Raw genomic sequence first — 12,683 nt, 5'->3', positions numbered from 1 at the left:
CCATGCCTCCCGTCCCGCCCCGTCCAGACGACACCGACGCTGCCGAGAACGTCACCCCGCCACCGCCCACCGATGCGGCACCGGCGGCAACGCCTGCCGCGCCCGCCGCCGCACCGAAGTACCTCAAGCCGAGTTCGCGCAGCGTGGTGGTGATGGTGGTGGTGGCGTTGCTGGGCATCGCGCTGATCCTGCGCGCCTGGCACCTGTGGCCGTTCACCAGCAGCGTGATGGTGACCGACAACGCCTATGTGCGCGGGCAGATCACGGTGATGGCGCCGCAGGTCAACGGTTACGTGACCGAGGTACTGGTGAAGGATTTCCAGCACGTGAAACAGGGCGAGCCGCTGCTGCGCATCGACGACCGCATCTATGCGCAGCGGGTGGCGCAGGCCCAGGCCACGCTGGACAGCGCGCGCGCGGCGCTGGCCAATTCGGACCAGTCGCAGGCGCAGAACCGCGCGCAGATCGCTTCGGCGCAGGCCACGCTGTCGGCCGGACAGGCTGAGCTGCAGCGCTCGCGCAATGAAGCCAAGCGCTACGAGGAACTGGCGGCGCAGCAGCTGGTGTCGATCAACGACCGCGACAAGTTCCGCACCAGCCAGGCCTCGGCACAGGCCAGCGTGCAGCAGTCGCAGGCGCAGATCCGCATCGCCGAGGAGACCCTGGTCTCGACCCAGGTCTCGCGCAAGAGCCTGGAGGCGCAGGTGGAAAGTGCGCAGGCGCAGCTTGAACTGGCGCGCATCGACCTGGCCAACACGGTGATCCATGCGCCGCGCGATGGGCAGATCAGCGAGGCCAGCGTACGCGTGGGCCAGTACGTGGCGGCCGGTTCGCAGCTGCTGTTCCTGGTGCCGGATGCATTGTGGGTGGTGGCCAACTACAAGGAAGGCCAGACCTGGCAGATGGCGATCGGGCAGCCGGCGTCGTTCTCGGTGGATGCGTTCCAGGGCCAGGTGCTGCGTGGCCGCGTGGAAGAGATCGCGCCGGCCACCGGATCGGAGTTCAGCGTGTTGCGCCCGGACAATGCCAGCGGCAATTTCACCAAGGTGGTGCAGCGGTTGCCGGTGCGGATCTCGATCAACGGGGAGCAGGAACTGGCGGCGCGGTTGCGGCCGGGCATGTCGGTGATCGTGCGGGTGGATACTGCGACGAAGCCGATGGACTAGGCGCTGGCTTGCTTGACTGCGCGGCTTCGTCGAAGGCAGCGAACGGCGGAGCCCCTCGTGGCGGATCGTTGCGGTTGGATTGGTGGGATTGGCCGGGTGGGTGAGGCAGGCGGGACACGCCGTGAACCCATCCCTGGGGGCTCGTAGGCGCCATCCATGGCGCCTGCGGTCCCGCCTACCCCACCCACCCGGCCACGGACAGGTTCCGTGCGCGTCAGCCACGTGAATCAAAGGATGAAAATCAAAAGCAAAAGCGCGCGGCTCCGCTTTTTTGTAGTGTTGAGCCATGCTCGACTGCTTTGCTGCAGGAACAGACGACAACGATGAAATTCAACGCACTGGCCCGCAAGGCGGCCAAGGGTCCTGCACCACGGGAGCATGGCGGTGCGGTCGAAGTGGAAGACCTGATCGGCTTCGTGCTGGAGCATGGTGCCGAAGGTGCGGCCGAGATTGAACGTCTGTGCGCGCTGCATGGCTGGCGCGAGGAGTTCCAGTACAACGGCGATGGCACGCATTTCGCGCCGATGGCGCCGTGGGCAAGGGCCTGTGCTGCGTTCGGGTACGGCGGCGTGGCGGGAATGTCGCCGCTGCTGGATCAGCCACGCATGGCGACCTATGCGATCGGGGTGCTGGAAGAGGTGCGCAGCGAGGCTTCGGTTGCCACCCTGCTGGCGTTCTGCAGACAGGCGGATTTCAGCCAGGACGATCCCACGTCAACGCCGTGGCGGGCGTTGGCTGCGTTGAACGTGCTGCTGTCGTTCGACAAGGGTGTGGCGGTGTCTACGGATATCCAACAGACGTTGCTGCAGCGTGTGCAGCGCGCGTGGGGCCAAGCGCCGACGCCGCAACGCCAGTGCATGGCGCTGTATGCCGCGCGCGGCGCACGCGTTGCCGAGGCGTTGGATTGGGTGCAGTCACTGGTACTGGAGGATGCGGAGTTGATCGCCGCACGCAAGGCAGTGCTGAAGCATCTGCGCAGGCATCTGTGAGATGGGGTCAGATCCCTTTGCCGCTGGCAAAGGGATCTGACCCCAATTGCGAGGATGCCGGCCAGCGGCCGGCACTACCCTTCCGTCAGCCGGCGCAGCGGGCGCAGAGGCCGTGCACTTCCAACGTCTGTGCCTGCGGCTGGAAACCGAGTTCCTTGGCCCGCTTCTCCAGCTGGGTCACGATCTCGCGGTCTTCCAGTTCCACCGCGCTGTGGCAGCTGTTGCAGATCAGGAACGGCACCGAATGGGCCGCACTGCTGGGATGGTGGCAGGCCACGAAGGCATTGACCGATTCCAGCTTGTGCACGAAGCCATTGGCCATCAGGAAATCCAGCGCGCGGTACACGGTGGGGGGGGCATCAGCGCCCACACCCTTGCCGTTGCGCACCCACTCCAGCAGCTCGTAGGCCTTGACCGGCTTGCCGGCCTCGGCGATCAGCTTGAGCACGTTGGCGCGGATCGGGGTCAGGCGCAGCCCGCGCTCACGCGAGACACGCTCGACCACCGCCACGAAATCCGAAGCGTCGTGGACATGGTGGTGCGGGGCCGTACAGGCGGTTTTGGCGGACATGCGCGTTCTCCAGTTCGGGCGTGGGCCGGTGGGCTCAGGCCGTTGCTACCTTGGTGATGGCCACATCGATGCGTTTCAAGGCCTGCTCGCGGCCGGCCAGGTACACGGTATGGGAAATGTCAGGACTGACCTGGGTGCCGGTGATGGCCACGCGCAGCGGCTGGGCGACCTTGCCCATGCCCATTTCCAGCGCTGCGGCAGCATCGTGCAGGGCCACGCCAACAGCCTCGGCAGTCCACTCCGGCAGGGCCGCCAGCAGCTCGCGGGCCTTGCCCAGCGGCAGTTCCGCACCGGCCTTGAAGTGCTTGGCCACGGCCGCTTCATCGTACTCGTTCAGCGGCTGGTACCAGACCACGGCCTTCTCGGCCATTTCCTTCAGGGTCTGCACGCGCTCGCGCAGGGCGATCACCACGTCCACCGGCGCCGGGCCAGCGGCCACGTCCAGGCCCAGCTTCTGCAGCTGGTAGACCAGGTGCGACGCGATCGCGGCCGGTTCCTCGGTCTTCAGGAAGTGCTGGTTGACCCAGCCCAGCTTGGCCATGTCCAGGCGCGAGGCCTTGGAATTGCAGTCCTTCACATCGAACAGGTCGATCAGCTCCTGGCGGCTGAACAGTTCCTGGTCGCCGTGCGACCAGCCCAGCCGGGCCAGGTAGCTCAGCAGCGCGTCGGGCAGGTAGCCGGCGTCCTTGTACTGCATCACATCGGCCGCGCCGGTGCGCTTGGACAGCTTGGCGCCCTGCTCGTCCAGGATCATCGGCATGTGGCCGAACTTCGGCACCGGCGCGCCGATGCCTTCGTACAGGTTGATCTGGCGCGGGGTGTTGTTGATGTGGTCGTCGCCACGGATGACTTCGGAGATCTTCATGTCCCAGTCGTCCACCACCACTGCGAAGTTGTAGGTGGGGTAGCCGTCCGGACGGAAGATGACCATGTCATCCAGCTCGCTGTTGGCGATCTCGATGCGGCCCTTGATCAGGTCATCGAACACCACCGTGCCTTCAAGCGGGTTCTTGAAGCGGATGACGCGGTTCGGGTCGTCCCGGTACGGCAGCCCCTGCTCGCGCGCGGCGCCGTTGTAGCGCGGCTTTTCCTGCCTGGCCATCGCGGCCTCGCGCATGGCGTCCAGCTCTTCACGGGTTTCGTAGGCGTAGTACGCCTTGCCGTCGGCGATCAGCTGCTCGGCCACTTCCTTGTACCGGGCGACGCGCTCGGTCTGGTAGAACGGACCTTCGTCGTAGTCCAGGCCCAGCCACTCCATCGCCTCCAGGATGGCGTCGATCGCGCCCTGGGTGCTGCGTTCGCGGTCGGTGTCCTCGATGCGCAGCACGAACTCGCCGCCACGATGGCGGGCCTCCAGCCAGCAGTACAGTGCGGTGCGGGCGCCACCGATATGCAGGTAGCCGGTGGGACTGGGGGCGAAGCGGGTGCGGCAGGTCATGGAGGGCTCGAGGAACGGATTTTCCTCAATTTTACGCGGGAAGCCCCCTCACACGCCAAGGTGGCGTCACCCGACAGCCTCCGGGGTCGCCTTGGTGGAGTCTGGACAGACCGCCGATTCCCGGCATTGGCAAGAATCTGTGCATGAACAACAAGTCCAAGCGTGGCCGCCGCATGGCAGCACGTATGCGGTTCCGCAGCGTAGCCCTGCTCCTTGCCGGCGTGACATCGGTATCGGCGGCGTACGCAGCCGAGGTCGTGAAGGTGAACGGGAAAACCTATCGCTGCCAGAACCGATGCCAGATCGCGACCCGGCCCGGTGGCGGTTTTTCCATCTGGGACAGCGGCGGCGGCTGGGTCATGCGCATCGCGCTGAACGGTGAAGGCATCATCGAAGACCGGCGTAAATGAAGGACGCCCTGCAGACGCGTCCTGCGCCTCGCCAGGAGAAGCGGCTCTGGAGGATCTACGCCAGTCCTGTCACGCTCCCGGTGCTGCTTTTCGTGGGACTAGCCGCAGGTTGCGGCACCGACAGCCCCCCGCCCCACCCCACAGGAGACGGTGGTCAGGTCGCGGCCTCACCTTGGGTCTCGACCCTCGCTGCCCGACCGGCCAAGGATGCGGTCTCCCTGTTCCCGTCTGACGAGCTGCCCAGCGCGATCAAGCCCTTTGGCGATACCCCGTTGGTGACTTCGGACGGCCTCAACGCCGATGTGATCCAGAACGTCCTGGAACGGGAAAGTGATTTCGACCGTGCCATGGAACGTCTGCGGGATGACTATGCAACGGACCGAAGTGCCCAGCAGGAGCGTCGTATTGCATTGGAGGCGCTGCATTCGCTGCGCCTTCCCGATGGCGCAGCGCCTCTGGCTCGAATCCGGGTCCAGTGTAGTCCGCGCCTTTGTCTGGCTGCGTTTTCTGCCGACGGAACAGCGGTCGACACGCTGGTTTCCGCTCTGACCGCCCCCGATGCGCTGAAGATGCTCGGATCCCAGCTGGTGCAGGTTCCCAACTCGAGAGGGAATGGCAATGACTATCGCCTGGGGTACTCCCACGATCCCGCTTGGAGCCGACTGGACGTATTGGGAGACAACGACGACGGCGGATGACGCAAGCGCCTACGGCTCTGCGTTCTCCACGAACGTACGAACAGGTCAGGACCCATGGAGGGGATTCGACTTGATCCCCTCCGTCCAGTCTCAGGGCTCGGGCTTGCGCGGGAACGACTGCTCGCGCATGGCGGCGTGGTAGGCGAAGGAGGCGACGATGGCGGCGGCCTGCTTCAGGTCTTCCGGTTCGGCGTGGTCCCAGGTGTCCAGGTGGCTGTGGTGGACGTTGCTGAAATAGTCCAGCTTGTCCTGGATGAACTGGAAGCCCGGCAGGCCGATGCGGTCGAAGCTGATGTGGTCGGTGCTGCCGGTGTTGCGGGTAGCCACGGTGGTCGCGCCCACGTCATGGAACGGGGCCAGCCAGGCTTCGAAGATCGGCATGGCCGCCAGGTTTTCCTGTGCGTAGATGCCACGGAAGCGACCCGAGCCGTTGTCCATGTTGAAGTAGACCTGGAACTTGCCGTAGTCGCGGGTCTTCTGCAGGGCACCGGTCGGTTCGCGCAGCGAGGCCGGCAGCGCCTTCTGCGCCGGGTCGGTGGGCTCGGGGAATCGACCGAAGTGCTTGGCCACGTATGCCTGCGAGCCGATCAGTCCCTGTTCCTCGCCACTCCACAGCGCAACCCGGATGGTGCGCTTGGGCTTGGCGCCGCTGGCCTTGAGGATGCGCATGGCCTCCATCATCACCGCCACGCCGGCGGCGTTGTCGGCTGCACCGGTGCCGCTGTGCCAGGAATCCAGGTGCGCGCCGATCATCACCACTTCATCGGGCCGGCTGCTGCCACGGATTTCGGCCAGCGTGTTGTAGCCGGGCTGGTCGGCCTCGTCGGTGAAGCGTGCGGCCACATCCACGCGCAGGCGCACGCTCTGCTTGGCTTCCAGCGCGCGTACCAGCGGATTGAAGTGCTCGGCGATCATCGCCAGTTCGGGGATGCCGACCGATTCACCGGCCTTGCGCGAGCCACCACCGGCCACGCGGATGATGCCGTTGTCCCAGCTGCTGATGCTGATCGCGGCGAGCGCGCCTTCTTCGACGAAAAACGCGTTGACCTTCGCCGTCAGCGCCTGCTTTTCCTGGTATTCCTTGACCCGCTTGGCGCGGTCGGCGGCCACGTCCTTGTCCTTGGGCAGGGTGAACTCCTGCAGGCCTTCCAGCGAGGTGGCGTCATGCCGGTGCGAATCGGCGTCGGTGCCACGCTTGTATTCGCGTGCCTCGCCCAGCAGCAGGATCTTGCCGCGCAGCTTGCCGCGATACTTCTCGATGTCCTCAGGCTTCTTGATGTCCACCTGCAGCAGCTCGCCCTCGACCGGGCCGTGGGTGCCCGGCGTCCACGCCTTGGGCAGGGCATGCAATGGCTGCACGCGATCGCCCAGCATCTCCACGCTGGCCGACGTGAATTCCCAGCCCCGGCCGAATTCGTCGAAGGCTTCGTCGTGGACGTTGTCCAGCTTCCATTCGCTGAACCTACCGCGGGTCCAGGCATTGGCGCGGCCCATCGCCGGCGAGTTGGTCAGGCGCGGCCCGATGCGTTCGGTGAGGTAGCTGAAGGTGTCCATCACCTGCGATTTGTGGAACGCCTGCTGGCGGATCTTGCCGACCATGTCCAGGTCCACCGGCTCACGCTGCTGCGCCACTGCATTGCCACCCATCGCCAGCGCTACTGCCAGCACGCCCCACTTCAGCACATCGCACCCCTGCCCTTCGGCTCGATCATCCAGCCCTCGAGTCTAGCCAGCAGGGGCGCCGGGCCCCCGTCCCATCGGTCATGGGCAGAGCAGGAGCGTGCGGACCAGGGTCCGCACCCACCAGAGGCCCAGTAGATCCACGCCATGCGTGGATCGGGCTTCCACCATCACCCCTTCCACCCCAGCCACAGCTGCGCACGCTCCGGCAACAGCAGCAACCAATGCCGCTGGTCGATGCTGCTGCAGCCGAACACGGCGGCATGTTCCGGCCAGTCCGCAGGCAGCCCGTCGATGCCGATCTCCGACAATGCCGCCGCCCCGGCCTTCCATGGCCGGTAACGCGGCACCTTGCCCGCGAGGGCGCCGCGTCCATGCCGCGCCTCCCGCAACCAGTCCAGCCCACGCCGCTGCAATCCCTCGCAGGTGATGGCGGCCAGCTGGAAGCGGACCAGGCCGGGCGCGATCCGTGCCCCCGGCAACGCCGCCAACACCCCATGCGCCTGCAGCAGCGCATCCACTTCCAGCAGGGCGGGAATGCCCTGTCGTGCCCGTTGCTGCAATCCTTGGCGCCAACCCATGGCCTGCTCCTTACTTCACTTCTGCTCGGCCAGGGCGTACCAGTCGACCCGACGGGTCACCCACATCGCCAGCGCCAGGATCACGAACAGCAGCAGCGAGCCCATCAGCAGCGCATTGTTTTCCGACACCAGCAGCCCATACAGCGCGCCATACAGCACCGTCAGCATCGCGGCGAAGCCCAGGCCCCGCTTCCAGTGACCCAGAACGTTGGCCAGGTACACCGCCTGCAGGCTGATGCAGGCCAGCGCCGAGACCAGGTAGGCCTGCCAGAAGGCGATGTGCTCGGACAGGCTGATCAGCAGCAGGAAGAAGATCGCCAGCGCCAGGCCGACCATCAGGTACTGCAGCGGGTGGATGCGCAGCGACTTGATCAGTTCAAACAGGATGAAGCCAACGAACGTCAGCACCACGAACAGCACGCCGTACTTGGAAGCGCGGTCGGCCTGGGTATAGGTATCGACCGGGTCCACCAGCGAGACCTGCACCGCCTGCGCGTCCAGGTCATCGCCCTCGTGCAGTCGCTGCTGCGCGTCCGATGCCAGCGAGGACACGGCCCAACGTGCATCGAAGCCCTGTGCATCCACACGCCGCTCGTTCGGCAGGAACGCACCGGCAAACGACGGGTGTGGCCAGCTGGAGCGCAGGGCGATCTGGTTGTCATCACCCACCGGCACCACCGACAGGGAACGGCTGCCATCGAGCTGCAGCTCCAGTTCCACGCTGCTGGCCGCCAGGGTGCCTCCGCTGCGCGAGATGCCGGCGATCGGCGCATGCAGCCCACGGCCCAGTGCGGATGCGCCGGCCACGCCCGGCAGCAGCTTGACCTGCTGTCCATCTACCCGCAGGTTCGGCGTACCGACCAGGCCACGTGCATCGGACACGCCCAGTGCGATATAGGCCTCGCCATAGGTCGTGCCATCGTGCTCCGGGTAGTCATCCTCGCTGAAGGTCGCCTTGAGCTGGCCATTCCAGCTGTACACCGGCACCTTGAACAGGCCGACCGAACGCTGGCTGGGCAGCAGCTCGCCGCTGATCTGCAGGGTGGCCGGCGGCTGCAACCAGTAGCCCTGGGTGGTCTGCAGCTCGGTCTTCTTGTTGCCCTGCGCATCGACCACCTCCACCAGCTCGCGCTTGGACCACGGCACCACGCGCACCGGCCCGACCACGCGCTGGGTCCCGGCACGGCTTTCGGCCACCCGCGAGTAGGCCTCTTCGCGATAGGCGCTGCGTTCGGTGATGACGCCGCGGATCAGGAACAGCGGGATCAGCAGCAGCAGGATCAGGCCGCCGACAATGGCGAACCGCAGCAGCATCTTCAGGGATTTCATCGTCCGTCCTCGTTGGAGAGGACTGCAGGATGGACGCCTGCGGTGAGCAGGGTTTGTGGCGAAGTTGAAGCGAATGTGAAGTCAGCGCCGCGGGCGCTGCCCGGGTATCGCCAGCGGCAGCCACAGGCTGGCCACGGTGCCGCCTTCTTCGCGCGGCTGCAGGCTGGCGCGGCCGTCATGCAGGCGCGCGACTTCCTGCACGAAGGGCAGGCCGAGGCCGGAACTGCGGCGGCCGGTGGCGGGTCGGGCCAGCGAATAGAAGCGCTCGAATACGCGCTCGCGTGCGTAATCGGGAATGCCCGCGCCACGGTCGGCAACCTGCAGGCGTACACCCTGCCCGTCCACCTGCGCATCCAGCTGCACCTGTGCGCCGGGTGGCGAGAACGCAATGGCGTTGTCGATCAGGTTGTGCAGCGCCTGTCGCAGCAGATAGCCGTCCCCCTGCACGCGCAGGTCGGGCACCTGGTCGATATGCAGCTGGACACCGGCGGCCTGCGCGCGCACCTGCGCCGCCGCGGCGGCTTCCCGCAGCAGCGCGGGCAAGGCAATCGGATCACGGGTCTGCAACCAGCCGTGCTGCTCGACCTCGGCCAGCGCCAGCAGCTTGTCGATGGTTTCGGTCAGCCGTTCCTGCTGGTCGACGATGCTGCGTGCGAAATGCGCGCGGTCGGCGTCGGCCATCGGCTCCTGCAGCAGTTCGGCGGCACCACGGATCGCCGCCAATGGGCTTTTCATCTCGTGGGTCAGCGATTGCACGTACTGTTCGACGTACGCCTTGCCTTCCAGCTTGCGCCGCATCGTCTCCAGGGCCTGGCCAAGCTCGCCGATCTCATCGTTGCGGCGCTTCGGCGGTGGCACCGGTTCGCCGGCGCTGACCGCCCGTGCGTAGCGGCTGAGCTGGCCCAGGCCGTTGGTCAGCCACATGGTCACCAGCACGCCCACCAGCGCTGAGAGCCCAATCAGCCACGCGCCGCGCTCGATGATGGCGCGCTGGCTGGCGGCGATGAACGGATCGATGCTGCGGTTGGGCTGGGCCAGGCTGAGCACGCCGATCAGGGTGCTGCCATCGGCCGGGTCGTACACCGGCGCGGCCACGTGCATCACCGTGTTGCTGTCATCGCCCGGCGTTTCCGGGCTGGAGCGCGCGCCGTACTCGCCGCGCAGCGTGCGATAGACATCATTCCAGCGCGAGTTGTCGCGACCCACGTCGCGGCCCAGCGAATCGTAGATCACGATGCCCTTGGCGTCGGTGATCGTCACCCGGTAGTCCAGCGCACGCTTGGGGAAACGCCAGACCATCGCCTTCAGGTCGCGCTGCCGGGCCTTGGCCAGGTTGCGGGTGAAGCTGCCGTTGCGGATGGTGCCGGCCTTGACGTCGGCGGCAGCCATCTCGGCCAGCACATTGGCCGCGTCCACCAGGGTCGATTCCATCGCCTGGCGCACGCCCGGCTTCACTTCATTGACGAACACGCGCATCACGAAGAACGCGGCGATGCCCACGATCAGGAAGAAGCCCAAGAACAGTTTCAGGACCAGACGCACCCGTCAGACCTCCAGGGCGTAGCCGAGGCCGCGATGGGTGCGGATCGGCTCACCGCTGGCGCCGGCCGCCCGCAGCTTGGCGCGCAGCGTCTTGACGTGGGTATCGACGGTGCGGTCGGCACTGTCGGCGGCGCTGTCCCAGCCACGGTCCATCAGCTGGGCACGGCTGAGGATCGCGCCGGGGCGCTGCAGCAGCGCTTCCAGCAGGGCATATTCATAGCGGGTCAGGTCCAGCGCGTGGCCCTGGAAGCGGATGCGGCGGCCTTCACGATCGATGGCGAAGGCACCATGTTCCTGCCAGCCGGTCTCGGCGCCCGGGGCGGCCGGAGCGGGCGTGGCACGCCGCAGCCGGGCACGCACCCGCGCCACCAGCTCGCGCGGCGAGAACGGCTTGGCCATGTAGTCGTCGGCCCCCAGCTCCAGGCCCAGCACGCGGTCGAGTTCGTCGTTGCGTGCGGTCAGGAAGATCACCGGCACCTGCGCCACCGGCCCCGGCAGGGCGCGCAGCCGGCGACAGACCTCGAAACCACTGAGGTCCGGCAGGCCGACATCCAGCACCACCAGGTCGATATCGCCGGCCTGCAGCTGCTGCAGGGCCAGCCCGCCCAGCAGGCAGTGGCTGGCCGCATAGCCTTCGCTGCGCAGCGCATAGAGCACGGTTTCGGCGATGGCCGCTTCGTCTTCAACCACCAGGACATGGGTAACAGGCGCTGTCATGGCGCGCAGCATAGCCGCTGCGGCCCTTGCCCCGTACACTGCCGCCCATGAACTATCGCCACGCCTTCCACGCCGGCAACCACGCCGATGTCCTCAAGCACATCGTGCAGCTGGCCCTGATCGACAGCTTCAAGCGCAAGGACAGCCCGTTCTTCGTGCTCGACACCCACGGCGGTGCCGGCCGCTACCTGCTGGCCAGCGAAGAAAGCCGCAAGACCCTTGAGGCCGAATCCGGGGTCATGCGGCTGATGGCCCAGCCCAAGCTGCCAGAGGTGGTCGAGCGCTACCTCAAGGCAGTGCAGGCCGACAATCCGGTCGGCGCGATGATCGCCTACCCCGGCTCGCCGCTGCTGAGCGCGCAGGCCATGCGCCCGCAGGACCGGATGGCGGTGTGCGAGCTGCAGGAGGACGAAGCCGCGTCGCTGAAGACCCTGTTCGCCCATGACAGCCGCGTCGGCGTGCACCCCGGTGACGGCTACGCGCTGCTGCGCTCGCTGCTGCCGCCCAAGGCCAACGGTGCCAAGATCGGCCGCGGCCTGGTCCTGATCGACCCGCCCTACGAGGCCCAGGACGCCGAGTACCAGGCCATCCTGGCCGCGCTGGCCGAGACCCTGGCGCGCTGGCCGCAGGCCACCTGTGCGGTCTGGTTCCCGATCAAGCAGCGCCGCACCATCCTGCATTTCCTGCGCAAGGCCACCGCACTGCCGGTGAAGTCGGCGATGACCATCGAGTTCCTGGTGCGCCCGGACGACTCGCCGCTGCGCCTCAACGGCAGTGGCATGCTGGTGCTCAATGCGCCCTGGCAGTTCGACCGCGTGGTCGGCCCGGCCCTGCCGGCGCTGCGCCAGCATCTGGGCGAACCCGGTGCCAGCACCCGCCTGGACTGGCTGAAGACGGCCGAATAAGGGCCTTCACGAGGCTGTACGACCGTGAGCCTTTCGTTCACGGAATACAGCCCCGGTGATGACACAATCGATGGACCACCAAGGAATCACCCGGTATGGCCACTCGCAACCGCATGCCGCCCTGGCATGAGATCTTCAAGGCTCCCAGCGGCCACGAGCTGCTGATCCGCCCCATCCGCCCGGAAGATGGCGCGCCGCTGCAGGCCGCCTTCAGCCTGTTCGGGCCGGAAGAAATCCGTGACCGTTTCCTGCAGTCGGTGACCGAGCTGTCGCCGGAAACCACCCAGCGCCTGACCCACCCCAATCCGAAGACCGAGATCACCCTGGTCGCCGCCGAGTCGCTGCCGGCCGGTGAGGCCGTGGTCGGCGCGGTGGCCCGTGCCTCGATCATCCCCGGTACCCGTGAAGCCGAGTACGCGATCCTGATCAGCCGGTTCCTGATCGGCCAGGGCCTGGGCCGCCAGCTGATGCGCAAGCTGGTGAAATGGGGCCGCGGCAAGTACCTGGACCGCCTGTACGGCGATGTTGCCGCCGAGAACGAGCCGATGAAGCAGCTGGCCGCCTCGCTGGGCTTCAAGCCGGTACCACACCCGAACGGGGCCGAGGGCCTGGTGCGGATGGTGCTGGAGCTGGACAACTGACAGTAGCGCCGGGCCC

General features: G+C 66.9%; 13 protein-coding genes. 6 read left to right on the top strand and 7 right to left on the bottom strand.

What is annotated here, in order from left to right; all coding sequences use genetic code 11:
• Positions 1–2: 2 nt before the first annotated feature.
• Both AC13GI_RS00820 and AC13GI_RS00815 read left to right on the top strand, forming a co-directional pair.
• Positions 3–1,166: an HlyD family secretion protein gene (locus AC13GI_RS00820; RefSeq protein ID WP_229979299.1), complete on the top strand. Its 1,164-nt coding sequence runs from the start codon at positions 3–5 to the stop codon at positions 1,164–1,166.
• Positions 1,167–1,489: 323 nt separating this feature from the next.
• The gene (locus tag AC13GI_RS00815; RefSeq protein WP_482995244.1) at positions 1,490–2,155 is read left to right on the top strand and encodes a hypothetical protein; all 666 of its coding nucleotides are present in this window, start codon (positions 1,490–1,492) and stop codon (positions 2,153–2,155) included.
• 85 nt (positions 2,156–2,240) lie between these two features.
• Here the strand turns inward: AC13GI_RS00815 and AC13GI_RS00810 are convergent, their stop codons facing one another.
• Both AC13GI_RS00810 and gltX read right to left on the bottom strand, forming a co-directional pair.
• Complete coding sequence (locus tag AC13GI_RS00810) at positions 2,241–2,726, bottom strand: Fur family transcriptional regulator (RefSeq protein ID WP_025879333.1); 486 nt, start codon at positions 2,724–2,726, stop codon at positions 2,241–2,243.
• Positions 2,727–2,760: 34 nt separating this feature from the next.
• Entirely contained in the window at positions 2,761–4,164 is a 1,404-nt protein-coding gene (gene gltX, locus AC13GI_RS00805) for a glutamate--tRNA ligase (protein WP_482995243.1), read from the bottom strand.
• A 143-nt stretch (positions 4,165–4,307) separates the two neighbouring features.
• Between gltX and AC13GI_RS00800 the strand changes: the two genes are divergently transcribed.
• Together AC13GI_RS00800 and AC13GI_RS00795 are read left to right on the top strand one after the other, a co-directional pair.
• Positions 4,308–4,574: a hypothetical protein gene (locus tag AC13GI_RS00800; RefSeq protein ID WP_482995242.1), complete on the top strand. Its 267-nt coding sequence runs from the start codon at positions 4,308–4,310 to the stop codon at positions 4,572–4,574.
• Entirely contained in the window at positions 4,571–5,272 is a 702-nt protein-coding gene (locus tag AC13GI_RS00795; protein WP_482995241.1) for a hypothetical protein, read from the top strand. Before AC13GI_RS00800 ends, AC13GI_RS00795 begins: the two co-directional genes overlap by 4 nt.
• A gap of 90 nt (positions 5,273–5,362) precedes the next feature.
• On the opposite strand, the gene AC13GI_RS00790 is transcribed toward AC13GI_RS00795, so the two are convergent.
• From AC13GI_RS00790 to creB, 5 genes are all read right to left on the bottom strand, one after another.
• The gene (locus AC13GI_RS00790) at positions 5,363–6,955 is read right to left on the bottom strand and encodes a M28 family metallopeptidase (RefSeq protein ID WP_482995240.1); all 1,593 of its coding nucleotides are present in this window, start codon (positions 6,953–6,955) and stop codon (positions 5,363–5,365) included.
• Positions 6,956–7,122: 167 nt separating this feature from the next.
• Positions 7,123–7,533 (bottom strand): hypothetical protein, encoded by a 411-nt coding sequence (locus AC13GI_RS00785; protein WP_099783339.1) that lies wholly within the window; start codon positions 7,531–7,533, stop codon positions 7,123–7,125.
• Positions 7,534–7,548: 15 nt separating this feature from the next.
• On the bottom strand, positions 7,549–8,862 hold the full coding sequence (gene creD, locus AC13GI_RS00780; RefSeq protein ID WP_482995239.1) for a cell envelope integrity protein CreD: 1,314 nt from the start codon (positions 8,860–8,862) through the stop codon (positions 7,549–7,551).
• 81 nt (positions 8,863–8,943) lie between these two features.
• Positions 8,944–10,404: a two-component system sensor histidine kinase CreC gene (gene creC / locus AC13GI_RS00775; RefSeq protein WP_482995238.1), complete on the bottom strand. Its 1,461-nt coding sequence runs from the start codon at positions 10,402–10,404 to the stop codon at positions 8,944–8,946.
• A 3-nt stretch (positions 10,405–10,407) separates the two neighbouring features.
• A complete protein-coding gene (gene creB / locus AC13GI_RS00770; protein ID WP_380657688.1) occupies positions 10,408–11,133 on the bottom strand; it encodes a two-component system response regulator CreB in 726 nt (241 codons plus the stop codon).
• Positions 11,134–11,168: 35 nt separating this feature from the next.
• Between creB and AC13GI_RS00765 the strand changes: the two genes are divergently transcribed.
• Both AC13GI_RS00765 and AC13GI_RS00760 read left to right on the top strand, forming a co-directional pair.
• Positions 11,169–12,026, top strand: a complete 858-nt coding sequence (locus AC13GI_RS00765; RefSeq protein WP_132825582.1) for a 23S rRNA (adenine(2030)-N(6))-methyltransferase RlmJ — start codon at positions 11,169–11,171, stop codon at positions 12,024–12,026.
• A 95-nt stretch (positions 12,027–12,121) separates the two neighbouring features.
• Complete coding sequence (locus AC13GI_RS00760) at positions 12,122–12,667, top strand: GNAT family N-acetyltransferase (protein WP_025879325.1); 546 nt, start codon at positions 12,122–12,124, stop codon at positions 12,665–12,667.
• Positions 12,668–12,683: the final 16 nt, after the last annotated feature.

Source organism: Stenotrophomonas sp. 82F1 (assembly GCF_056861525.1).
This window is presented reverse-complemented; position numbering and strand designations above follow the sequence as displayed.